General features: G+C 39.3%; 22 protein-coding genes. 9 read left to right on the forward strand and 13 right to left on the reverse strand.

The features are described 5' to 3' along the window. Positions 1–40 precede the first annotated feature (40 nt). Together ABMY35_RS17500 and ABMY35_RS17505 are read left to right on the forward strand one after the other, a co-directional pair. Positions 41–370 (forward strand): multidrug efflux SMR transporter, encoded by a 330-nt coding sequence (locus tag ABMY35_RS17500; protein ID WP_349287377.1) that lies wholly within the window; start codon positions 41–43, stop codon positions 368–370. A 115-nt stretch (positions 371–485) separates the two neighbouring features. Beyond that, complete coding sequence (locus tag ABMY35_RS17505; protein WP_349287378.1) at positions 486–725, forward strand: hypothetical protein; 240 nt, start codon at positions 486–488, stop codon at positions 723–725. Positions 726–1,000: 275 nt separating this feature from the next. Here the strand turns inward: ABMY35_RS17505 and ABMY35_RS17510 are convergent, their stop codons facing one another. Further along, a complete protein-coding gene (locus ABMY35_RS17510; protein ID WP_349287379.1) occupies positions 1,001–1,603 on the reverse strand; it encodes an NAD(P)H-dependent oxidoreductase in 603 nt (200 codons plus the stop codon). Positions 1,604–1,763: 160 nt separating this feature from the next. Here ABMY35_RS17510 and ABMY35_RS17515 point away from each other — a divergent pair, with 160 nt between their 5' ends. Then, positions 1,764–2,615: a pirin family protein gene (locus ABMY35_RS17515; protein ID WP_349287380.1), complete on the forward strand. Its 852-nt coding sequence runs from the start codon at positions 1,764–1,766 to the stop codon at positions 2,613–2,615. Positions 2,616–2,661: 46 nt separating this feature from the next. On the opposite strand, the gene ABMY35_RS17520 is transcribed toward ABMY35_RS17515, so the two are convergent. Both ABMY35_RS17520 and ABMY35_RS17525 read right to left on the reverse strand, forming a co-directional pair. Next, on the reverse strand, positions 2,662–3,714 hold the full coding sequence (locus ABMY35_RS17520) for an acyl-CoA desaturase (RefSeq protein WP_349287381.1): 1,053 nt from the start codon (positions 3,712–3,714) through the stop codon (positions 2,662–2,664). Further along, positions 3,711–4,754 (reverse strand): FAD-binding oxidoreductase, encoded by a 1,044-nt coding sequence (locus ABMY35_RS17525; RefSeq protein WP_349287382.1) that lies wholly within the window; start codon positions 4,752–4,754, stop codon positions 3,711–3,713. The genes ABMY35_RS17520 and ABMY35_RS17525 overlap by 4 nt, the downstream gene beginning before the upstream one ends. Positions 4,755–5,195: 441 nt before the next feature. Here ABMY35_RS17525 and ABMY35_RS17530 point away from each other — a divergent pair, with 441 nt between their 5' ends. Next, positions 5,196–5,555, forward strand: coding sequence for a hypothetical protein (locus ABMY35_RS17530; protein WP_349287383.1), 360 nt, complete (start codon positions 5,196–5,198; stop codon positions 5,553–5,555). On the opposite strand, the gene ABMY35_RS17535 is transcribed toward ABMY35_RS17530, so the two are convergent. After that, positions 5,552–6,199, reverse strand: coding sequence for a hypothetical protein (locus ABMY35_RS17535; protein ID WP_349287384.1), 648 nt, complete (start codon positions 6,197–6,199; stop codon positions 5,552–5,554). The genes ABMY35_RS17530 and ABMY35_RS17535 overlap by 4 nt on opposite strands. A 263-nt stretch (positions 6,200–6,462) precedes the next feature. Between ABMY35_RS17535 and phnW the strand changes: the two genes are divergently transcribed. Continuing rightward, positions 6,463–7,557: a 2-aminoethylphosphonate--pyruvate transaminase gene (gene phnW, locus ABMY35_RS17540; protein ID WP_349287385.1), complete on the forward strand. Its 1,095-nt coding sequence runs from the start codon at positions 6,463–6,465 to the stop codon at positions 7,555–7,557. Between the two features lie 105 nt (positions 7,558–7,662). On the opposite strand, the gene ABMY35_RS17545 is transcribed toward phnW, so the two are convergent. Then, a complete protein-coding gene (locus ABMY35_RS17545; RefSeq protein WP_349287386.1) occupies positions 7,663–8,355 on the reverse strand; it encodes a UTRA domain-containing protein in 693 nt (230 codons plus the stop codon). Between the two features lie 205 nt (positions 8,356–8,560). Here ABMY35_RS17545 and ABMY35_RS17550 point away from each other — a divergent pair, with 205 nt between their 5' ends. Further along, complete coding sequence (locus tag ABMY35_RS17550) at positions 8,561–9,139, forward strand: substrate-binding domain-containing protein (RefSeq protein ID WP_349287407.1); 579 nt, start codon at positions 8,561–8,563, stop codon at positions 9,137–9,139. A gap of 17 nt (positions 9,140–9,156) precedes the next feature. Here ABMY35_RS17550 and ABMY35_RS17555 read toward each other — a convergent pair whose 3' ends face one another. From ABMY35_RS17555 to ABMY35_RS17585, 7 genes are all read right to left on the reverse strand, one after another. Further along, positions 9,157–9,555, reverse strand: coding sequence for a hypothetical protein (locus ABMY35_RS17555; protein ID WP_349287387.1), 399 nt, complete (start codon positions 9,553–9,555; stop codon positions 9,157–9,159). Between the two features lie 119 nt (positions 9,556–9,674). Continuing rightward, positions 9,675–11,075, reverse strand: a complete 1,401-nt coding sequence (locus tag ABMY35_RS17560) for an FAD-dependent oxidoreductase (protein ID WP_349287388.1) — start codon at positions 11,073–11,075, stop codon at positions 9,675–9,677. Beyond that, a complete protein-coding gene (gene phnX, locus ABMY35_RS17565) occupies positions 11,075–11,884 on the reverse strand; it encodes a phosphonoacetaldehyde hydrolase (protein WP_349287389.1) in 810 nt (269 codons plus the stop codon). Before phnX ends, ABMY35_RS17560 begins: the two co-directional genes overlap by 1 nt. A 17-nt stretch (positions 11,885–11,901) precedes the next feature. Then, positions 11,902–13,230, reverse strand: coding sequence for a DUF5690 family protein (locus ABMY35_RS17570; RefSeq protein WP_349287390.1), 1,329 nt, complete (start codon positions 13,228–13,230; stop codon positions 11,902–11,904). Positions 13,231–13,320: 90 nt separating this feature from the next. Further along, on the reverse strand, positions 13,321–16,122 hold the full coding sequence (locus ABMY35_RS17575) for a TonB-dependent receptor (RefSeq protein ID WP_349287391.1): 2,802 nt from the start codon (positions 16,120–16,122) through the stop codon (positions 13,321–13,323). Between the two features lie 139 nt (positions 16,123–16,261). Beyond that, positions 16,262–17,272 carry a tetratricopeptide repeat protein gene (locus tag ABMY35_RS17580; RefSeq protein ID WP_349287392.1) on the reverse strand — a complete coding sequence of 337 codons (1,011 nt, stop codon included), beginning with the start codon at positions 17,270–17,272 and terminating at the stop codon, positions 16,262–16,264. 106 nt (positions 17,273–17,378) lie between these two features. Next, positions 17,379–17,555 carry a hypothetical protein gene (locus tag ABMY35_RS17585; RefSeq protein ID WP_349287393.1) on the reverse strand — a complete coding sequence of 59 codons (177 nt, stop codon included), beginning with the start codon at positions 17,553–17,555 and terminating at the stop codon, positions 17,379–17,381. A gap of 117 nt (positions 17,556–17,672) precedes the next feature. Between ABMY35_RS17585 and ABMY35_RS17590 the strand changes: the two genes are divergently transcribed. Then, on the forward strand, positions 17,673–18,425 hold the full coding sequence (locus tag ABMY35_RS17590; protein WP_349287394.1) for an SDR family oxidoreductase: 753 nt from the start codon (positions 17,673–17,675) through the stop codon (positions 18,423–18,425). On the opposite strand, the gene ABMY35_RS17595 is transcribed toward ABMY35_RS17590, so the two are convergent. Next, positions 18,426–18,677 (reverse strand): YkgJ family cysteine cluster protein, encoded by a 252-nt coding sequence (locus ABMY35_RS17595; RefSeq protein ID WP_138482505.1) that lies wholly within the window; start codon positions 18,675–18,677, stop codon positions 18,426–18,428. It abuts the gene before it with no gap. Between the two features lie 270 nt (positions 18,678–18,947). Between ABMY35_RS17595 and ABMY35_RS17600 the strand changes: the two genes are divergently transcribed. Beyond that, a complete protein-coding gene (locus ABMY35_RS17600; protein WP_349287395.1) occupies positions 18,948–20,123 on the forward strand; it encodes an efflux RND transporter periplasmic adaptor subunit in 1,176 nt (391 codons plus the stop codon). Between the two features lie 2 nt (positions 20,124–20,125). After that, the gene (locus tag ABMY35_RS17605; RefSeq protein ID WP_349287396.1) at positions 20,126–23,284 is read left to right on the forward strand and encodes an efflux RND transporter permease subunit; all 3,159 of its coding nucleotides are present in this window, start codon (positions 20,126–20,128) and stop codon (positions 23,282–23,284) included. The last annotated feature ends 28 nt before the right edge of the window (positions 23,285–23,312 follow it).

The raw sequence follows: 23,312 nt of genomic DNA on the forward strand, positions 1-23,312 counted from the left end.
AATACATAGTAAAATTTCGATTTTTTAAACTGGACTTCATATGGCTTGGTTATATTTAAGTATTGCTATTATTTCAGAAGTTATAGGCACACTGGCTTTAAAAGTATCAGATGGCTTTAACAACCTTACTGCAAGCGCTATTTGTGTTATTGCCTATTGTGTTGCTTTTTATTGCCTGTCTTTAGTTGTAAAAGAAGTGCCTGTTGGCGTTACATATGCAGTTTGGTCTGGGGCAGGCATTGTCCTTGTTACAGCTTTGGGAAGTATCTTCTTTAAACAAATGCCTAATATTCCCACTTTATTAGGTATGGCATTGATCATTTTAGGTGTCATTATCATCAATATCTTTTCTAAAAATATGACTCACTGAATAAAAGTTGGTTCATCACACAATTTAGTTTCTCAATTATGTCTTTTTAACCCAACCATAATCTCTTCACATTTTTCAGTTAGTTTATTGATAATCTTCGAATTTAGAAAATGTTATGTTATTTACTAAGCTACTCACAAATAGACTGTTTTTGCTTTATATCAGCCTTGTTGTTACTGGCATCATTGGTACGTTGATGGTCCATAAACTCGAACTCATGTTTTCCGAACTTAGCCATGAAACTTTGGCCCAGCTAAAAGAAGATGAAGAAGGTATCGCGATCTTGCTGGTCGGATTCGGAGTACTTTTAGAAGGCAGAAATTTTTACAAAACTGGATCGCAGGCCATGAAGTAGAAGCGACTGAAACGACTCATTTATGTGAATATTATGGGTTTATTTTACTGGCTCTAGGCCTCTTCATTGAAATATTTGACCAAATAACTAACTTAATTCATAGCCCACTGGTGGTTTTTTGGACTGAAGTATTAGTTAACTATCCTATCAATCTTTATGCGATGTTCTTGTTATTCAAAATCATCGTTGCTCTAGCAAATCCACAAGCTGATGCGAAACTTGCTCATTAATTAAAATACGATAGCTGCGAGTGAGCTTCGCAGCTATCGTTCAGTTTAGCCCATACTAGAAAAGACAGCTTCCATTTTCTCTTTTGCATTTGCAATGCTGAGTTCTTTACTAGGCATATTTAGGCCCTCAGCATAAATGAACTCAACGTCTGTGATCCCTAGTAGTGCAAAAAACGATTTAACATGTGTAGTTTGAGAGTCATTATCAGTACCTGCATAAATTCCGCCACGCGCAGCTAACACTATCACTCTCTTATTTGCTAACAGGCCAACAGGGCCTTGCTCTGTGTATTTAAAGGTAACACCCGCTCTGGCGATTCTATCCATCCAGACTTTAAACTGTGAAGGCACACCAAAGTTATACATAGGTAGGCCAATTACCAGTAGATCGCTTTGTTGTACTTCTTTGATCAAATTATCAGATAAATCAGCCAGTGATTTTTGTTCATCGTTTCTCTGCGCTTCAGGCGTCATCCAAGCAAGCATTTCTGTTTGCTTCAAGTGTTCCATCGGCTCTTTAACTAGGTCACGGTGTGAAACTGTTAACTCGAACTTTTTTGACAACCTGTCGACAAACTCATTGCTCAAGATATAAGAATTTCCAGCGTCATGATTAATTGATGTGTTAATTAGTAGAACATTTTTCATCTGTATTCACCTTAAGTCATTTCAATAACTCCAGTCTATGTTGGGCAGAAAATGTTAAACAGCTATAAATTTTGAACACTCTAATCAAAATTTTTGAATAGATTGAAATGGTATTTTGCATCTATGCTGTAAATAGTTAATCACCTGATTTGAGTTACTTATGGCATTAAAATTATCCGCAACAGAACATGATATTGGTGGCCTAAAAGTAAAACGTTTACTTCCCCACATGAAAAAGCGCATGGTTGGACCATTTATATTTTTCGACCACATGGGCCCGACTACTTTTTCTCAAGGTGAAGGGATTGATGTCAAACCGCATCCACACATCGGTCTTTCTACTTTGACTTATTTAGTTGAAGGTAAAATTTTACATAGAGATTCATTGGGGAATAACTTAGAAATCGCACCTGGTGATGTGAATTGGATGACAGCTGGCACAGGTATTACCCACTCTGAAAGAGAAAGCGTCGAAACAAGAGCAAGCGAACATGGTCTAAATGGCTTGCAATCTTGGATTGCCTTACCAGCACAGCATGAAGATATTGCGCCTGCGTTTACGCATGTGAAGCGAGAAGCCCTACCGCAAATAGTTAAAGATGGTGTTATGACTCGCCTTATAGCAGGTGATGCATATGGCTTAAGCTCACCAATTAAAACTTATACAGAAATGTTTTATCTTGATGTAATTGGTGCTGAAGGTAAAAAAATTGACGTACCCAACCCAGACTTTGAAACCGCACTCTATGTTTTATATGGTCAAGTCATTATCAACGAAGAGACTATCTCGCCCTATGAGCTTGTATTATTAGAAGAGACAGAAACAACGATTGAGTTTTCTAAAAACAGCCGTGTTATTTTACTGGGTGGAGAAAAATGGCAGCATGTGCCTTATATTCATTGGAACTTTGTCTCGTTTAATAAAGAAAAAATAGAACAAGCAAAGCAAAACTGGATAGATGGTAAATTTCCAGAGATCCCATCAGATAACCTAGAGCGTGTGGAGTATTAAGGATAAACCTCCCTCAGCCAGATTTAAAACTGAGGGAATCGCTTTTCTAAGGGAATGAATATCGAATAATACGTTTTAAGACAGAGCCATATTGTCGCCAAAATCCACCCGTATTGTAGTGAATACCGTGCTGCTGAAAGATTTGTTGTACTTTCGGGGCTATTTCTGGGTAACGCTTCGCCGGTAAGTCTGGAAACAAATGGTGTTCAATCTGAAAGCTTAAATGCCCTGTTAAAATGTGAAACCATGTGCGACCTTTCAGGTTTGATGAGCCCAAAGCTTGTCGATAATACCACTGCCCTTTGCTTTCATTTTTACACTCTTCTTCAGTGAAAGTATGAACATGCTCCGTAAAATGACCGCAAAAAATAATGGTTGAAGTCCATAAGTTTCTTAATAAATTTGCTATTAAGTTACCACAAAAAACCCATAGAAAAAGCGGCCCTGCTAGAAGTGGAAAAATGACATAATCTTTAACCAGTTGCTTAGCCCCTTTGCTAAAGAAGCGCTTTTTAAGCTCTGCATGTGACACTTTATTATCTCGGTTGTCTTTCTTTTTACCAAAGAAAACCCGCTCAGCCGCCATCTCATGATAAGACACGCCCCACTGAAAAAGCACACTCAGTAAAACGTAAGTAATAAACTGCCAAAGGTTTTTTAAACGCCACCTGAAGTCATTCGATAACCTCAAAAGGCCATAACCAAAATCTCTGTCTTTACCGATGATATTGGTATAAGTGTGATGTTCATAGTTATGTACCCTGTTCCAACTACTGCCATCACAGGCAATATCCCATTCATAGGCGCGAGAATTAATGAACTTGTCATTCATCCAATCGTATTGACCATGCATCACGTTATGACCAATTTCCATGTTGTCTAAGATCTTGCCGACCGCAAGACTTATGACACCCACGACCCACAGTAATGGCTGCCAGAATCCTAACATCAATAAAATTCTGCCGCTCCACTCAAATACTCTCTGCCAAACAATGACTTTACGAATGTAATTAGCATCATCTTGCCCCACTTTCGCCTGAGCTTGTTGTTTTACTTCATCAAGTTGCAAAGCTAACTGTTCAAAATTTACTTGTTTCATAGTTCTAACTCCAAATCTGTCACGGCTTGAGAAACACACAATTGGATCAGCTCTTCGCTGTTATCTGATAAGCGTCCATCACGCATATCTTTTACAATACCCTTCTTTTTCACACACTGACATTGATGGCAAATACCCATACCACAGCCATACGTCACAGGTTTATTGTGTGATTGAAATTCACTTAATAATGAATCTCGGTTACTGATTTCTAAGTCACCATGATTGAGTTTCACTGTGAATCTTGCAGCTTCATTTAAGGGTTTAGTTGGCTTAATTGCTTGAAAGTGTTCTGCTCTGATGGGTATTTGACGTGACTTACAGAATTTTTCAGCTTCAACGAACATTTCTTCAGGTCCACAGACGAGGAGTTCATCGGTATGCTCTACTGAAACATATTTGGTAAATGAGCCATGTTCACTACGATTAAGTAATTCAAAGCTAAAATTAGGGAGTCTAGTTAAAAGCTTCTCTAATACATCAACCATTAAGTGCGCGTTAGGTTTTGCGTAATACAATAAATGAATGTGTTTCTGCGTGTTTTCCTGTAAGTCGTCCAACATTGCAATGAATGGGGTAATGCCAGAGCCGCCCGCTAAAAAAGTCGTATGATTGCTTTGTTCATCAAATATGAATTCACCCATTGGGTTTGAAATATTGACCCAGCTATTCAATGCTAACTCGCCAAGATACGGAGTAAAGTTACCCTCATCATGAGTGCGGATCACCAAATCAAATAAGCCCGTTTCTTTTAATTTTTTCGCGCTAGACGCGATGGTGAATACCCGAGAAATCAGCCGACCTTGTTGCTCTATTGTCAAAGAAATGTGTTGACCGGCTATGTGTAGAGGCCATTTCCTCTCAGGTTTTAAGGTTATTTTAAGCGCATTTTCGCTAAGTATTCGAATACCTTTAACCTGTGCCCTAAAAAAGCCGCTTCTCCAAGCAGGCTTAAATACTTGTAAAACAGGTTCGAAATAACCTGATAAGTCTCTGTGATGAAATAAATTGTTTGAAATAAATTGTGAGATATTTTGCATGTCTAAACCATTTTAGCTTACACGTGTACGCCCATTGAGCGAACAAGTGTAAGCTCAAAAAAATTAAATGCAAATATTTTGGTTAATTACTTTAGAATATCGAATTAGTTTGTGAATTTTCATCAACAGATCTTTAATTTGTTCAAAACTCATTATCCAATGTAAAATTAATCGAATTTTATTAAATCTGACTTCAGAAGAAATATGTAGATTTTGGAAAATAGAAAAATTTCTGCGTCTTAGTTAAGTTGAATTTAGAATTTAAACTCTTATGAAGAATAATTTAATTAAAAGATAATAAATCAAATAAATTGAAGCTCTCTACGAGAAGTAAAGTAAAAACTTTCTTTGTTAAGCAAAGTTTGGATCATAAAAATTATATCTTTCAGCAATCCAAACACACCTTTAAAACGTACTTATTGACTCTATTTGGAGCGATACATGTACTTAGAAAAAGAAACTTTAAATCTACCAATTCCCCCAGAAAACTCGCTAGACGAGCAACAAAAACAGTTTTACCGTAAAGACCCTCAAAAATTCTTAAAGAGCATTGATTTTATTCACGCATCAATAAAGTATATGGTCGACAACCACATAGAAAAAATCAATGTTACCAACAAACAGACCATATTCATTTATGATAATGGCACACAAGAATTTTGGATTGAATGCAATAAAAATAGAAAAAATTTTAAGTTTCAAATTATAGAAGAATCGCCAGTTATCTTAGATGACAATGAATACATCACTATTTGTAAACTTGCACACTTGGTGAGACAAGATCAATTGAGATACTTCTAGTATTTATCATAAAAAGCTTTGCCATCTATTTTCATTAGCTGGTTCCACAATTCTTCAGATAGATTTGGATAAAGCGAGTAAAACTGGTGGCTGAAAACTAAATAACCATAATTTTCTACAATCGGGATTTTATTTTCGACGAATTTTATTGGTAGGTTTTTATGTTGGCAATCACTCAGTGAAATACCTACTCGACCATTAAAAAGTAACTCGTGGGCTTGCTTAACCGACACGGTCTCGTAGATTTGAAAACCTTTTTTCTTCAAATCCTCAACGAGTGAATAGCCTCTTGGCACAGAAATACCTTGTGGCATGTCTACTAATAATTCATGACCATTCCATTTTAAAGGCGCATTTTTTTTGTGGATAAAGCAAGTTGATGTACTTGAAATTGCTCGCTTTTTATCGAGCTCATTTTTTGTGGTTTTAGGGTACTTTGCAAACGCCTCTCTGCTTACTGAATGCCTAGCAATCAATGTATCAACTTTGCCTAACTTTAAGTCGTTTAAACAACGCTTCCATGGCTCACGAACAAACTCAATGTGTACTTTTGAGGACATTTCATCAAGCTTTTGCACAATCTCGATTGCTGCACCTGGTTTTTCGCTAGGTGTGAAGACACCTTCACCACGATAATGAGGCAAAAGCTCTTTACTTTCATAACAAAACTTGAGCGTTGTTGCCTGAGCCGTAACGCAAGCAAACAAACAGATTAAATAAAAAAAGCGTTGAAGCATGTGATTTTTAAACTTGTGCAACTACTGTAATTTTAGCCCTATATTTCACAATGAACAGGTATTTTTAATCTATTAATTTAAATCAGCGCATCGCAAACTGTCACAATTACATCATCAAAACATCATAGAACGTATGCTCTAATTATTGGTATAGACCAGATGGAGTTTTTATGAAAAATAACTATTTGTTACTTACCCCCGGCCCTCTCAGTACATCTAAAACAGTAAAAGAAGCCATGTTACAAGATTGGTGCACTTGGGATGACGACTACAACGTTGAGATTGTTGAAAAAATTAGAACCCAATTATGTTCGCTTGCCGGTAGCACTGAACTATTAACTGCCACTTTAATGCAAGGCAGTGGCACCGCTTCTGTTGAAGCGGCCCTAGGTACTTTCATCTCAAAAAAAGACACCTTACTTGTTATAAATAATGGTGCTTATGGTGCGCGTATTAAACAAATCTCAGACTATCTCAACATCAATGTCATTAGTCTAGATTTTGCAGAGACGCACTATCCTGACGTTGACCACGTTGAGCAAACGCTTAAAGAAAACCCACATATAAGCCATATTGCCATGGTTCATTGTGAAACGACTACTGGCATGCTTAACCCACTAGATGCTGTGGCAGAGCTTGTGAGTCATTACAAAAAAACGTTTATTGTAGATGCGATGAGCAGCTTTGGTGGAATACCCATCGATATGATAAAGCTAGGTATTGATGTTTTAATTAGCTCTTCGAATAAGTGTATTCAAGGTGTTCCTGGCTTTGGTTTTGTGATCTGTAAACGTGCATTGATTTCAAAGTGCAAAGGCAATGCACACTCTCTATCTTTAGATCTGTATGATCAATGGCAAACTATGGAACAAAATAGTGGTAAATGGCGCTTTACTTCACCTACACACGTAGTCAGAGCATTTGCACAGGCAATGATTGAACTTGAACAAGAAGGAGGGGTTGATGCAAGGTATAGCCGCTATAAATCAAACCAGTCTTTACTTGTCAGTGGTATGAGAGAGCTTGACTTTGAGACACTTTTGCCAGCTCCGTTGCATTCACCAATAATTACCTCGTTTTATTCACCTAACGAACCTGAATATGACTTTAAACAATTTTATGAAAGGCTAAAGTCGCTTGGCTATGTTATCTATCCAGGAAAAGTTTCAGACGCTGATTGCTTTAGAATAGGCAACATTGGTGAAGTATATAAGAAAGACGTAGAAGGCTTACTTCAAGCCATTTATGAAGCGAAATACTGGTAGTCTTTATTATCTTTAATTGAAAAATTTCCTGGAAAGTAAAGCAAAAGCATATTTATAAATAATCAATCGCTTTTGCTTTTTTCGTTATCCAAAATCTTCCAAGTTTTAACTTCCTTCCACTACCATTTCAATACAATCATGTAGCCAGAATTCAATGTTAAAGTCGACCAAATTATCTTCGCAATCATAACGCGCCCTTTGCACTTTTAAGCAAGGCGTACCGCTATTTTTTTCAAGTAATTCAGCCGCATAATCAGGAAGCACAGTGACACTGATGTTGCACTGTTCATGAGAAACATCAACCTGATAATGCTGTTTCATAACATCAGTGATTGATCCATTTAAAACTTGTTTTTCTAAATGATTAAAACGCGCTGCTAAACAGTGAATTTCTTCAACTAGTACACCTCTTCCATCTAAATATCGAGCTCGAGTCAGTTTGTAAATTGGCTTATCATCAAAGTGAGTAAATGCAATGCTGTGCTCATTGGAAGGAGCCATCAGTTCGATGACTTTGGTAGAAGGCGTAAACTCTTGAGATTCAGATAAAGCGTTAAAATTCACTTTGCGTGCTGGATGCCATTTTAGCTTTTCAGGGGTAACAAACCAGCCTCGGCGTTTTTGACTATAGATCACCCCTTCAGATTCTAACCTAGCTAACGCTTCTCTCACAGTGATCCTTGTAGAGTTGAACTGCTCTTGCAAACTGCGCTCCGAAGGAAGTTTAGAACCGGCTTTTAAACGCCCCTCATTGACCAAGTTTTGAATATGATTTCGGATGATTTGATACAACAACATAAGCAACTTATTTAACAAACTATTTAAATGACTCAATTCTACAAGCTTACTGCAGTTTTATGACAAACAGAATCTAGTGTTAATTTGAATTAAACGAATTTGTTATCTAAGTTCTAATAATTAAACTTACATACTGAAGTAAAATATTCCAGTCATCACATTCGACTCTGACTTATTACCCAAACATCAATAAAGGCTTGCTTACATAAGGACTAATGATTTTGATTTTGCTGTTGCCTTAGGAGAATTAGCAAAAAAATACAAAACAGCAGAAAAACAGAGCATTTGTTTAAAGTCGGGGCATCAAACAACACCAAATCTGAATGCCCGCCTTGCTGGGGTGCGTCATGCATTATCTGGTCAAAGTAAAAAGCGTCTATCTGGCAACAGTGGTTGGGTAGAACATCCTCGCTGCCCGCTTTATACCATGGGGAAAAGACATGCCTCGTTGGAACAAGTAGAGCGCTTTTCTCCTCTAAAAAATCCGCCAATCTTCTTGGCTGTGGCAGGATTTGCTCAGTTTAACCCTGACTATATAGAGACGATGAAAGCAGTAAAAGGTAAAATAGCCGACGGTAACTTTGTGATGATCTCAGCCGACACTGAGCAAATTCAACTTGATGCACTTAAGCACGGTCTATCAACTGTGAATCTAGGACCAAAGCCTTTTGAGATGGGCAAGAAAAGCGCCGAGCTAATGTACAACTACCTTACGCAGGGCGCAAAACCTGAACTAGACAAATACTATTTAGATTATCGCCTATGCGATAAATCTAATTTTTAGACCTGTACAGTCAATTATTAATTTCTCGTGTAAACGGATAAGATCGGAAACTTGTTTTCCCCAAAATTCAAAGTAATAGACTGTGTTTCATTGCCATTGAAAGGCTGTTTAAAGTTTATGGGGGAATATCTTGAACCGTCTGCAAACAACGCCATGATGTGTTTTGCTTGTAATTCTCTGCGACCGCTCGACTGGTTGGTAATGGTTAAAATTCCCCATCGCTCACCATTGTCGTTGCTCATCAAAACAAAATGGTCGATGTTAAATTCACTCTCGTCTGGGTATATATTTGAGTCGTTTTCAAAAGCAAATTTAACTTGGCCGACATCGACTCTATCCAAAGACAAAACATCATTGTTTGCAGCTAAACTAAAGCTCGAAATAAGCAATAATATTAAAACAGCGTAATTATACATATCCTAATGCACCTCAAATCAAATTGCCTTTATAACAACTGAAATATGAATCCTCTCTTAATTTACCTATCTAGATTACAAATACAAGGCTATATAATTGTCACACTCGAATATTGTTGCTATTTATTAACTGACGTATCAACTTTAGCGGCTGTTCCACTATATTTACTCAGATAAATATCCCAAAGTTTAGCTTGTTTTCCTAAGTCCTCAGCATATTCCTTTCGCCTAATAGCATTTCGCACCATGTATGCCCCTAAGCTTCTAATTGGCTCAACAGGAAATTGTGCAATTGGCTGATTAACTAAGCCACAATCTCGCCACTTATCTGCTTTGTTTAAAATTAAACTCGCCAAAATGTTACCGCCAAGGTAACTCTGCACGACGCCATTACCTGAGTATCCGCTGCCATAGTAAATGTTTTCCTGAGTGTTTAATTGCCCAAAAAAAGGCAGTCCACTGACACTTCTATCAGAGGGTCCTGTCCAACTTCTTTCGATTTCTAAGCCGCTATGATTAAAAAAATATTGCCAGTAATGCTTCATCATTTCCAAATATCTACTCGGCTGATCAAACCTCTTTGACACATGATTTGCATAGCTAAAATAGTTGCCGCCTTTGCCAAGCATTAGTCTGCCTGATGGCGTGGTTCGATAATAATTTACGAAAATTCGGCTATCTATAATTGGAGCGCCATGGTTTAGCCCCATAGCTTTAATTGTTTCTGGGTTAGCTTTGCTGATAACCATATCACTTGAAACTAACACCACAGAACGCGCAAATTGTGGCTCAAGCATAGGGAGCCAAGCATTCACTGCAAACACCATTTTATTGGCTTTGATCATGCCTCTGTCAGTTTTTATATTTAAAGTTTCATCGCCCTGATAGTGAATATACTTGGTCCGTTCATATACTTTCACACCAAGTTCCTTGGCTACTCTAAATATACCTCGGACTAATTTGGCTGGTTGAACACTGCCAGCATGAGGCGAAAATATTGCAGATAAATTCGCTTTTGACCCCGTCATCACAAGCTTATCTTGTGTAACACTTTGCCAAGCATTAAGTTGATGTGAAGCAAGTAAATCCAGCACAGGCTCAAAGGCATTTTGCTGTGAGGCGTTCGATGCCGTATAAAACGTACCATCAACTCGACAATCACAGTCAATACCATACTTTTCAGCGAACGCTTTAATGTCATGTACTGCTTGTTCGGAGACTTTGACCAAATTCATCGCCCGCTCTAAACCGACTTGCTTAATTAAGCTGCCAAACTTTGTAGACCAGGTGAGCATAGCACCGCCATTTCTGCCTGAAGCACCTTGTCCGCATAAGTCCTTTTCAATAATCACAACATCAAGTTCAGGCTTTGTTAGTTTCAGATTAATTGCTGTCCAAAGCCCTGTAAAACCTCCACCAATAATACATACATCTGTGGTTATATCATGAGTCAAATGTGAGGCAGATTTTTCATCTGCCTCAGTCATCACCTCATCGAACCAAAAAGGCACATAGCGCATTAAGGTCTTTCTCCTCTTGCTATTCTGGCTTCTATCGCATGTAAAATCGGCTCAATATCAGCGAGCGAATCAATAACATAATGGGCACCCGCCGAAGTCAATTGCGCATAAGCTTTGCGAGTAAGCGACGCCTGTGTTGCTTGACTCTCATTTACCCATTCCTGTTCGCTCAAACCAATGGCATTGCCTGTTACCGCGATGCCTATTGTCCACATCCCTGCATTTAGCCCTTCACTAATACCATGTACTGAATCATCTACCTTTACGCAGGCACTTACTCGAGAAATACCCAGTTTTTGTACATTTTCTAATGCCATCCAAGGCCCAGGACGAGAGCCGGCTTCGCACTCATCACTTGCAACCACACAATCAGGTTTATAACCATATTCTGCCGCTGCAGGCACCAATACATCCATCACAGGTTTTGGATACCCTGAGCAACTGCCTATTTTGACGTTATCGGATTGCAATCGATGTATCACTGCTAGAACGCCTTCAATTGGTGCAGCACGGTCAGCTACTTTAGCCTGCTGTAAGGGCATAAATGTATTGTAAATTTGGTCGACATCTTCTTTATTAGGCAAACGACCGAATTGATTTTGCCAACGAACTTGGATAGAGCCTATATTCAATAAAGTATGAATATGGTCCCATTTCCCCATTCCCATCGGGCCTCGAGCTTCTTCAAGACTAATCTCAAAATCAAAGCCTTGCTTAAAAGCCTCAACAAAGATACTCGTGGGTGCGATTGAGCCATAATCCACAACTGTGCCCGCCCAATCTAAAATTAGCGCTTCAATATGTTTCATTTTGATGTTCCTGTTTGTTAGTTTTGATGTGCTGGTTGTAGAGAGTAACCAGGTCTAAAAGGTTTGAGTTTGAAACTGAAATACAGCAAGGAGCTGGCCACCAGCACACTGGCAATTGCCGCTACCCAGTAACAAGCCATAATGAAAAAGCTCAACCAGCTTAACCCTGGTGATGCAAAAGTTTTGTAGAGTAAAATGCCAACTGAGCCGACATAACCTGCTGAGTCTGCGAGATAAAGCAAAAACCCAGCATTTGCGGTTGAGCCAACTGCTGATATCATTCGGTCAAATAGAAAGCAATTATAGGGGATGTAACTAATATAAAGCCCTGCGCCAAGTAACACCATCCAAGCTTTAGCATCCAGCAGACTCTGCTCAAACGCCCATGTACTTGTTGCCAGTAAAGCCGTGCCCAACAAGATAAAGCCATGATTTGCAAAAAATGCGATACGGTTATTTTTAATCAATACCAAAGCCGCTAACGCAATTAAGACAATTAAAGAGACTCGAACGCCTGCATAAGCAAAAATGGCAGGCTCTTGTCCATACCCAAGTGCATTCCAAATTTCTGAAGAAAAATTATCTCGAAAATCTCGAAACCCAGTGAAGAGTAAGAAACTTAGTACCAGTAAGGTGATCCCAACCCCGTATTCTTTAAAAAACGCCCACCTTTGCGCGCCGTTCATTGGTGCTCTTTTTTGTCTGGCTTGCTCATCCGATGCTGTAGGCGCCGGTAAACTGTTCAAACACAACACAGAGATAACCAAAAGAGGTAAGAAAATGGCGCCAGTTACTGCTGGCATCCACATTTCTGATACCTGTATTTCAACCATAAGCCATTTACCCACAGTACGAACTAAGCCCGACGCAAGAATAAACGTTACACTTAACACTGCACCAAGTAACTCAGTGGTTTTACGCCCTTCTAGGTAGCTAAAAACCAGACCCCAGATCATGCCAAGCGATAAGCCATTAAAAAATAACCAAATCACATTCAGTGGTGAAGGTGAGATAGCAAATAAGATCAAGGCAAGTTCGGCACTCACTATCATCCAGAGAATGGTTTTTGCTCGGTTTGCATGCTGCATCTCAGCAATGACTTTTACACCGATAAATTTAGCCACTAAGTAGCCAAATACTTGCGATAAAATCAAAGCTATTTTGAAACTGACGAGCCAGTGGTCTTGATCCAGCTCGGTATAACTATTAACCGAAAAGGGCTTTCGAAATGCATACATACAGAAATACGTCATAAACGCACTACAGGCAGCAAAAGCAACAAAAGCGAGCCCTTGAGCTGGCCTTAACCATTTTGGCGGCACTTGCCAAAGCGATAAAGAGTTCATAAATAAACCTTGAAAATTACGAGGCCAATCTCTGACCTCGCAAAACAGCTAAGAAATATAAGAAACAAAAACTAGACGTTTAAGTTACCGTTAGAACTGGTAGTTAAAGCCAATCATTGCGCGCATACCGTAGTACTCAACTTGTAGCGGTCGGCCCTTTTCGCCCATGTAGTATTCAAGTGCTTCATTGGTGAGATTATTAAGCTCTAGATAAACCAAAGCTTGTTCGTTGATTTGATAAGAAGTTGTAAAATCAACACTAGTATTTGCACCATAATAACTGTCGCTGTTTGCTGATTTACCATGCTCTTCGATATAAGCACCTTTATGATTCACAGCGATACGAGCTGCAAATTCAGTATCGTCATAGTAAAGAGTAAAGTTATATAATTCTTTTGCTTGCCTTGGGATAGCAACCTTGCCTGCCCGCTCTGGAATGGTCATTTCTGAATCCATAAATGTGGCATTGGTCATAACACCAAAGTTTTGTAACTGTGGAGAAATAAAAGTAAGGTCACGATTAAACGCAAACTCTATCCCTGCAAGCCACGCGCTGTCGCCATTTTCTGGGCGAACAATATTAACGCCATCACGACCGTTGTAATTGCCAATCGAGCGTTTTTCGAAAATTGGATCTTGAATATCTTTATAAAACACACCCGCAGACACAAGACCTACTCTGTCAAAGTAATGCTCTAACATTACATCTAGGTTGTTAGAATAAGTTGGCTCTAGCGCAGGGTTACCTGAATCAAGCTTGTTGTCTGCTTCTAGATAAGTTGCCCCCGGAGTTAATGAGCCAAAGTCTGGACGCGCAAAGCTTCTTGTTAATGCAACACGATAATTTTTCGATTCATCAGCACGATAGGTAAGATGTAGAGCTGGCAGCACAGAAAGATAATCATTACTCTGCGTGGTTTCTACAGTCTGTTGTTTATCGGCTAAGTAGGTGTAACCGGATACATTGGTCTTAGTTTGCGTCAGTCGTAGTCCTGCGAGTATTTCTAACTGAGCGCTCATTTGATAGGTTGCCATACCGTAAAGTGAAGTATGGGTTTCTTCTACATCAAAATTTCGACCGAGTGCGCCACCATTGCTGATGAGTGCTGATTCACCATCTACCAATCTGAATTTATCTCGATTTGTATTCCAAAATGCCATTGCATCTTCAGTTGTGGCCACTTGAGAAAACTGTGCTTGGTAATTGAAATTAGCTTCTGATAGATAATCGCTTCGCCCGGGTTGATCAACAAGTGTAAAATCAGCAAGTGTTGGTGCTGTACCAAATTCATCACTATTCCACTCGTAAAATTCATCTGCAAAATCTGCATAACGAACTTTATCTCTGTATTTAGCACCGAATTGAAAGGTTAGGTCAGAATCTCTTTGCCATTCAAAATCAAGGTTAGCAACCAACCTATCTTTCTCTTTAACATACACTTTATATAACTCAACCCAAGATAAGCCAGCTTGAGTTGCATCCAATGCGAAACCATTTGCAAAATGGTTACTGATCGCATTCCAAGGATCAGCCCCCCCATCCACTAGGTTATACGCGTAGTTTTTTCCATTTGCTGCTTTTTGCAAACCAACATAACCGACGTTTTTCTGGTCAAAACGCATAACAAAATAGCTGTTATCTTGGCCATTTGGTTTATCACCATATTTGAACTCATTTTCATAGCTCGCTAACTGCCAGTTTATGGTTTTATCAAAGCCGATATTGTGGACACCCGCGAACTCTAAACCGTTCATTTCAGTAATTAATTCATTACGAATATGCTGTAGCTCAACTCTGTCTTTATCAAAACGAAGTCGGTGTTTGTAGTGCGTTTCATCATCAACTAAGGTGCCATATAATGCACTGGCACTGATACTGCCACTCTCCAAGTCGTACTCAATAGAACCATTTAAACCATATGTTTCGCGGGTGCCGGTGTAATCTCGCAGCTCTAGTCGATAAATCCCGAAGTTTTCGCCTTCACCACGGCGTCTTGGTTCGTAGTTATCAGTTGCCCAATCACGCTTCCAAGCCGTGGCATTGACAATAAAACCGAGTTTGTCATCAAGTAAGCGGTCTCCGTAAACCACATTTGCAGAGTAATTTGTGCCCTCTGCTAGCTCGTTTTGGCCTAATCCAAAGTTTGTTTTAAACACAAAGTCATCTGCTGATTTTTTAGTTATGAAATTAACACTGCCGCCAATTGCATCGCCTTCCATATCTGGGGTGATCGCTTTAGATACTTCAACAAACTCAATTAACTCGCTCGGAAAAAAATCAAATGCCGTTGCCCTACTCGTTGTTTCTTCTTCTGCAGTTGGGAGCCGATTGCCGTTGATACTAGCTGAGCTCCATTGCGATGGTAGGCCACGAACAGCTACGAAACGTCCTTCGCCCTGATCGCGCTCAATTGACACACCGGGAATACGTTGCACCGCTTCTGCTGCATTTCTGTCGGGTAATTTTCCAATTCCGTCGGCTGCGATCACACTGATAATATTCGAAGCATTTTTTTGATTATTCGCGGCCGCCATTTCACCCCGAAATATTTGACCCACACTCACAACCTCTTCTATTTGCTGTTGCGAGTTTAAGGTGATTGGGTCGAGTAAAGTAATTTCAGAGTCTAGTACTTTTACTTTTACTTCAGCGCTGTCGTACCCCATGTAGCTCACTACAAGTGTATATTCGCCACTTTTCACATTCGGCAGTTCAAATCGACCGCGATAATCTGTGACCGCCGTTGCTTTTTGCCCTTTCACGGTGATCATTGCACCTGACAAATGGCTATTCAGATCTTTCACTGAACCAACAAGTTTGCCATTTGATGCAAAAGAGTGTGCGCTTTGAGCCAGCAATATTGCAGCTGCGACATAGGATAGTTTTTTCATTGCGTTTATCTCTAATTTTGGGTTTGAATCTGGTCTAGTCCAGATTGATTTGGCATAGATTAAACATGGTTTCTTACAAACTCGTGACGCTTTAGTTAAGGGTTTATTGAAGAAATATGTAGACTCAAGTTGGAAGTGACTAATCCAAAACCCAATCGCACTGCTTAACGGCCAAAAACCATGGGCGATTGAATTCTTGATTAGTTTTATTTTCAGGGGCTTTAAGCGAGATGTTCATATCATCGGCAAGATATTTATAAATATGTATTTTGACTTTAATATCTTCTAAATTAATGTATGCCTCTTTTAGTTTTTTAATTGTTTGAGAGGTAATTTTTCCTCCCTGTAGCTGTAGATATCTTTGATGGATCCAATACAAAAGAGATTGTTTAGATTGATTAGGAAAAGCGAGGGTCAAGGTTGCAGTTGGTGAATACAAGCGCTGATAATTTAAAAACTTATCTTGTAGTAAGAATGAAAAAAGTAAATTAATGCTAGCAGTCACTATTCCTGAGCGCTTATCGATCAGTTGATAGCCTTTTAATGCTTGTCGGTAATACGCTTCAGCCTCTTTAATATTGCCTACATCGAATTCAATCATTCCGAGGTTATTATCTATCATTGCAATGATGCTCTCCCGTTTATTCTCTACCGCCAATGCCCGAGCTTTTTTATAAAGTAACCTTGCACTATCATAATCGCTCTGCTGGCGTGCAACCAAAGCTAAACTATTCGTTAAAGTTAATCTTTGTTTTTCATTTTGCGCATATCTATAAGCACACTCTAAACTTTTTTGCGCATCAGCCAGAGATTGCTTTTTCCTAAGATATATCCCAGCTCCACTCAGAAATGAAGTTAAATGGGCTTTAAAGTAAGGATGCTGTTTGTGGTGAAATACGGTTGCTAAAGACTCACTGAGTTTATCTAATTGATTTGTTGGTACAGCGGCTCTCATTCTGATCAAATGCCAACGAATAAATTGTTCGTCAGAGAAACGTTCTTTATCGTAAATGCTATCAAGCAAAATTAGAGTGTGTGCAGGATTTACAGTTAAATAATCTTCGGCTTCTGTGATTTTATTTTCAACAATTGAATTTGCGAATGAAGGAACAGCCAGAAATAGAAAAACAAAACAGGTTAAGGTTTTCATGGAAATCTTCGAATTTACAAACTCTGATTTAAGCATAGTAAATTTGAGTGAATTTCTCAGTCGATTAAAACTTAGCTTTAAAAGAGCCCGAAGGCTCAACATCGAATCAGCAAAGACAAGAATTATGACCATCTTTACTTAAACGGTGACAAATATGACCTGTTGGTAGACAAGCATAATCAGTCAAAACACCACCAGCTACTTGAGGGATTTGCTGCTTTTCTAAGTCGTTTACGTTACGATTTAATTGCTTTAGGTTTTGCTTTTTAAGGTTAAATTTCATAATCATATCCTTTTGATTGTTGTCATTGCTTTAAATAGCCATTTATCTACCACCTAAAAAACACTTTTTTTGCAACGAGTGATTAACTTAATTATTTTTTACCGATAAGGAATACACATGACATCAAAGAAAATAGTTGTAATTACAGGAGCTAGCCGTGGGATTGGTGCAGCTACAGCGTTGTTATTCGCAAAAAATAATTATGCCGTTTGCGTTAATTACCTCAACAATGCAGATGCAGCTAACGAAGTTGTCGGCAAAATTAAGTCTATGGGTGGAACAGCCATTGCCGTACAAGCTGATGTTAATAAAGAAAGCGAAGTACACAAACTATTTGAGGTTGTCACTGAGCAGCTGGGTGTTATCGATGTGCTTGTGAATAATGCGGGTATTTTGAAACCACAAGCAAAACTTATCGAGTTAACTGAGGAGCGAGTAAAAGAGGTATTGACGAGTAATGTGATGAGCTATTTTCTGTGTTCTAAATACGCCATTCAACATATGTCTTCAGAATTTGGTGGTACCGGCGGCAGTATTATTAATGTCTCTTCAGCAGCATCGAGAACAGGCTCACCTAACGAATATATAGATTATGCTGCAAGCAAGGGCGCCATCGATACGCTCACTGTCGGCCTTGCAAAAGAAGTTGCTGCAAATGGCATTCGCGTTAATTGTGTAAGGCCTGGGTTAATCTACACAGACATTCATGCAGACGGCGGAGAGCCAGATCGAGTAAATAGATTAAAAGAAAAGCTGCCTATGAAGCGAGGTGGAAAGCCAGAAGAAGTCGCTGAAGCCATTTATTGGTTAGCTTCAGACAAAGCATCTTATGCAACAGGAAACTTCATAGATCTAGCAGGTGGATTATGATCAACTAGTCAGGGTTTCAAGTTCAGTTAGGATCTGAAGTGCTTCAGTTTGGTTTTGACCACATACCCACTCCACCGCCTTAAAATCATGGCAAACAGGAGGGCGTTCCGGCTGACCAAATAATTTACACAAGTTATCATCGGTCAAGTTTTTACAACGTTCCCCTGCTTTTTTACCATTTGGGTGATTCGGAAAACTTGTACTTATGCTTGGCGCTATACAACAAGCCCCACAGTGCAATCGACACTCCACGTTAAGACGGCCTTTAAAAGTGATAAGAAAGACAGTTTAACACGCTAAACAAGCCTTATTAATCACTGAATCATTTATCCTGTAAATATCAACTATATTTATAATCTAGGTTGTACCTACAAATGTAAATAACTATGTCATGAATACACGGATTGTTACATCTTCTTACTGCATATAAATACCTAGAAACATCTGATCGAGTATGCTCATTGTGTAGATTAATAAAATAGAATGCTGAAGCGTCATTCTACCGTCGGAAGGACTATTATTGTGGCTAGTAAAAAACAAATTTTCTTACCCTTAGCGGTTTTAGCTGGTGGTGTTGCTGTTTTCATTGGACTTTCATCAATGAAACAAGCACCTGAAAAAAAACCTGAGAAAATCATTCACCCTCTTGTACAGGCTGCGCCTATCACCATCTCAGATATGAGACTCAACGTTGAGTCCTATGGAATAGTTAAACCTAAGTACACAACAGAACTAGTCGCACAAGTTAGCGGACAAATTATTGAGCTTTCAGATAAATTTGTAAAAGGCGGCTTTGTTCAACAAGGTGATATTTTAGCCCGCATAGATCCTAACGACTATGAAGCAGCTTTAATCGAAGCAGAGGCTAGCCTTGCACAAGCAAGCTCTGCACTTGAAATTGAACAGGCTCAAGCACATGTTGCTAAAAAAGAATGGCAGCGTATTAAGAATAATGCCAATGAGACCATACCTTCTGAACTTTATTTGCGTAAACCTCAACTTGCTGAAAAACTTGCCCGCTTTAAGGCCGCTCAAGCAAGTGTAAAACGCGCAAAACGAAACCTTGAACGCACTTACATCAAAGCACCTTATGATTCAATTATCGATAGTCGTGTTGTCAGTTTAGGGAGTGTTGTAAACCCTGGTAGTAAATTTGGTATTTTAAACTCAACTTCAGTGGCTGAAATACGTCTTCCCGTCGCTGATCATGAATTACAATACCTACCTCAACAAGGTGTTAATGCTAATGTCGCTTTAACAGCACAAGTAGCCGGTAAAACAGTTACTTGGCAAGGTAAAGTGGTTCGCAGCGAAGGTGTCATTGATCAACGCAGTCGAATGACTTATTTAGTTGCACAAGTTCCGCAACCTTATTCTGATAGTTCAAAACAGCTCCGCTTTGGTGCGTACTTAAATGCTTTTATTGAAGGCGCCTTAGTTGAAAATGCCATTCAAGTACCTCAACACTTAATTAAAGACAATAAGGTTGCCGTTCTAAATGATGATTTAACATTGAGCTTCAAAGGCGTCAATATCATCCGTGAAACAAATGGCATGGCAATCATAGATCAAGGTCTGATGAATGGCGCTCAAATCATCACATCTGCACTAGAGTATCCGACAGAGGGTATGCAACTTCGTACTGATGACTCTCCTATTTCTTCTCCTGAAACGCAGCTTGCACTTAAGGAGGAATAAGCATGAGTACATCAACTGAAAAAGGCTTAATTGCCTGGTTTGCACGCAACCCCGTTGCTGCAAATTTATTAATGATATTTATATTGGTCGGCGGGATCTTAACGGCTTTTTCTATTCGCAAACAAATGTTTCCGCAATTTGAAAGCCCATGGTTAAGTATTCAAGCTGTTTACCCTGGGGCGGCGCCACAAGAGGTTGAAGAAGGCATAACCATTAAAGTCGAAGAATCAATGGAAGGCCTTGAAGGGATCAAACGACTAATCACCTACTCTAACCGTGGATTTTCGCAAACTTGGATACAAGTTCAAGAAGGTTACAACCCGCAGGAAGTACTTGATGAAGTGAAAATGCAGATTGATTCAATTTCGAGTTTTCCAATAGGCATGGAGCGCCCTATTGTTCGATACGACAAGTTCGAGCAAGAAGTGATGTGGATGTCACTGAGTGGTAGCTTGAGTAATGCCGAACTAAAAGAACTAGGGAATACTTTACATGACGAAATGTTAGCGCTTCCTGGTGTAAACCTTTTAAGTTTTTTTAGTGGTTTAAACTATGAAATTGGTATCGAGGTTAGCCCAGATAAGCTTCGTGAATATGGCTTAACTTTCCGTGATATATCTTCAGCAGTGCGTGCCTTTTCAGCCAATATGTCAGCTGGTCAAATACGTTCTGATAATGGCTACATCTCAATGCGTGTTGAAAATCAAGCATATCGAGGTCATGAATTTGAAAACTTACCATTAAAAACATTAGAAGATGGCGCACAAATTTTCTTAAGAGATGTTGCAGTTGTTAAAGATGGTTTTGAAGAAGGCTTACAATTTTCGAAATACAATGGCAAAAATTCACTGACTTTTGAACTAAGAGCGTCAAAAGATCAAGATATTACCAAAGTTGCTGATACAGTTAAGAGATACCTAGCTGAACGCAACAAAACGTTACCAGCAGACGTTCAAATAGAACCGTTCATTGATTTAACTTACTACCTAGATGGTCGTTTGAATATGATGATCGAGAATATGATTTGGGGTGGTATTCTGGTTATGTTGATGCTTGCGCTGTTCTTGCGTGTTCGCTTAGCTTTTTGGGTAATGATGGGCTTGCCAGTTTCGTTCCTTGGTGCATTTTTATTTATGCCGATGGGTTTTTTAGATGTGACCATTAACCTCGCTTCATTATTCGCATTCATTCTAGTGCTCGGTATTGTGGTTGACGATGCCATTGTGGTGGGTGAATCTGTCCATGCAGAAATAGAAAAGAAAGGCCATAGCCTTGATAACGTAGTTCGTGGTGTAAAACGCGTTGCTATTCCAGCAACTTTTGGTGTTTTGACAACGGTTGCCGCGTTTTTACCTCAAACATTAGCGACCGGCCCTGCAGCGGCATTTTCAAAAGCCATTGGTGGTGTCATTATTCTTTGCCTAATCTTCTCTCTAGTTGAGTCTAAGCTAATCTTACCAGCTCACTTAGCAGCGATGAAAGATAAGCCAAGTAACCCTAAAAACCCATTCCACCGCTTACGTGAGATTTTAGACGGGGGTCTTAAGAACTTTATTGAAAACCTTTACCGCCCATTTATTGAACGCTGTATTCACTACCGTTACACCGTAATTGTTGGTTTCTTAACTGTACTTATAGTCGCTGCTGGCATGTTTGCAGGTGGATTAGTGAAGTTTGTCGCAAACCCTAAAATTCCGCATGACTTCCCTCAAGTAAGAATAGAGATGAACCTCTCAAGCTCTGAAACTGCAACACTTGAAACTGCCCAGAAAGTTGAAGCGCTTATTTTAGAAGTTGATAAACAAATCGAAGCTAAATATGGCCAAAAAATGGTACGTGACCTTTCGGTTAGCTTACGAGGTAGAACCAATGCTCAGATCATGGCAATCCTAGTTGAACCTGACCTTCGTCCTATCGACACTTTCGCGTTAAGTGCCATGTGGCGCGAACAAATGCCGCCTTTACCGGGTGTTAAAACACTTAACATCGAAGATAGCATCATGAATGGTGGCCGAGATGATGGTGACATCAGCTTCAGACTCGAAGGTAAGAATAAAGATGAGTTGAAAGAAGTTGCTGAACAACTTAAAGCTAAACTGAACTCTATGGCTGGCGTAGGTGACGTAAACGACTCTATGCAAAGTGCTACAGACGAAGTACAGTTGGAATTAAAACCACTTGCATACAGCATGGGCTTAACTCTAGCTGATGTTGCATCTCAGGTTAACTTTAGTTATTACGGGTTAGAAGCACAACGTATTCTTCGTGATGGTGAAGAAATTAAAGTGATGATCCGCTACCCTAAAGAGTCTCGTAACTCTATCAGTGACATACAAAATGTCCGTATCATTACTCCAGCGGGTGCTGAAGTACCTCTTGTAGAAGTTGCTAAAATCAATTTAGTTGACGGTGTAAGTCGTATTCGCCGTGAAAATGCTAAACGTACAATCAATGTATGGGCTGCAGTAGATACAAACCAAGCTGAGCCGTTCAAAATTGCTGAAGAAATTCGTGATGAATACCTGCCTTCTTTATTGAAGAACTACCCTGGTGTGCAAAGTAGCGTTGCTGGTCGAATTCAAGAGGAAATGGACAGTGTTGCTGAGCAAATTCGTGATTTTGCGCTATCAATGATGATCATTTTTGCGCTACTTGCTATTCCGCTTCGCTCTTACTCACAACCTATATTGATCATGTCTGTGATCCCATTTGGTGTTGTTGGCGCTGTCTTTGGTCATGTTGTGATGGGCATGACAATGAGCAGCCTCTCTTTCTTCGGGATCATCGCGGTTGCAGGTGTTGTAGTAAATGATTCACTAGTCATGGTTGATTTTGTTAACAAAGCCAGAGAAGAAGGGATTGCGCTAAAACAAGCTGTTGTTGAGGCCGGATGTAAACGTTTCAGAGCTATTTTACTTACATCCTTAACAACATTTATTGGCTTAGTACCAATTATCACAGAAACTAGTTTGCAAGCTCAAATTGTTATTCCAATGGCAGTATCACTTGCGTTTGGCGTTTTGTTTGCAACAGTGATTACTTTGATATTAATACCGTGTCAGTATGTAGTGTTAGAAGATATCAAAGGTTTGTTTCGTAAGAAAAACAAACAAACCGATAATGCAGTCAATGCGAATTTAGAAAATTCGCTAAACAATTAATCTTGATAACTGATAAAAAGCTCGGCAT

This window comes from Pseudoalteromonas sp. BZB3 (assembly GCF_040104455.1).
Taxonomy (GTDB): domain Bacteria; phylum Pseudomonadota; class Gammaproteobacteria; order Enterobacterales; family Alteromonadaceae; genus Pseudoalteromonas.

Coding starts and splice junctions, on each gene's coding strand:
- ABMY35_RS17500 (WP_349287377.1), top strand. CDS start 41: ATGGCTTGGTTATATTTAAGTATTGCTATTATTTCAGAAGTTATAGGC.
- ABMY35_RS17505 (WP_349287378.1), top strand. CDS start 486: ATGTTATTTACTAAGCTACTCACAAATAGACTGTTTTTGCTTTATATC.
- ABMY35_RS17510 (WP_349287379.1), bottom strand. CDS start 1,603: ATGAAAAATGTTCTACTAATTAACACATCAATTAATCATGACGCTGGA.
- ABMY35_RS17515 (WP_349287380.1), top strand. CDS start 1,764: ATGGCATTAAAATTATCCGCAACAGAACATGATATTGGTGGCCTAAAA.
- ABMY35_RS17520 (WP_349287381.1), bottom strand. CDS start 3,714: ATGAAACAAGTAAATTTTGAACAGTTAGCTTTGCAACTTGATGAAGTA.
- ABMY35_RS17525 (WP_349287382.1), bottom strand. CDS start 4,754: ATGCAAAATATCTCACAATTTATTTCAAACAATTTATTTCATCACAGA.
- ABMY35_RS17530 (WP_349287383.1), top strand. CDS start 5,196: ATGTACTTAGAAAAAGAAACTTTAAATCTACCAATTCCCCCAGAAAAC.
- phnW (WP_349287385.1), top strand. CDS start 6,463: ATGAAAAATAACTATTTGTTACTTACCCCCGGCCCTCTCAGTACATCT.
- ABMY35_RS17545 (WP_349287386.1), bottom strand. CDS start 8,355: ATGTTGTTGTATCAAATCATCCGAAATCATATTCAAAACTTGGTCAAT.
- ABMY35_RS17555 (WP_349287387.1), bottom strand. CDS start 9,555: ATGTATAATTACGCTGTTTTAATATTATTGCTTATTTCGAGCTTTAGT.
- ABMY35_RS17560 (WP_349287388.1), bottom strand. CDS start 11,075: ATGCGCTATGTGCCTTTTTGGTTCGATGAGGTGATGACTGAGGCAGAT.
- phnX (WP_349287389.1), bottom strand. CDS start 11,884: ATGAAACATATTGAAGCGCTAATTTTAGATTGGGCGGGCACAGTTGTG.
- ABMY35_RS17570 (WP_349287390.1), bottom strand. CDS start 13,230: ATGAACTCTTTATCGCTTTGGCAAGTGCCGCCAAAATGGTTAAGGCCA.
- ABMY35_RS17575 (WP_349287391.1), bottom strand. CDS start 16,122: ATGAAAAAACTATCCTATGTCGCAGCTGCAATATTGCTGGCTCAAAGC.
- ABMY35_RS17580 (WP_349287392.1), bottom strand. CDS start 17,272: ATGAAAACCTTAACCTGTTTTGTTTTTCTATTTCTGGCTGTTCCTTCA.
- ABMY35_RS17585 (WP_349287393.1), bottom strand. CDS start 17,555: ATGAAATTTAACCTTAAAAAGCAAAACCTAAAGCAATTAAATCGTAAC.
- ABMY35_RS17590 (WP_349287394.1), top strand. CDS start 17,673: ATGACATCAAAGAAAATAGTTGTAATTACAGGAGCTAGCCGTGGGATT.
- ABMY35_RS17605 (WP_349287396.1), top strand. CDS start 20,126: ATGAGTACATCAACTGAAAAAGGCTTAATTGCCTGGTTTGCACGCAAC.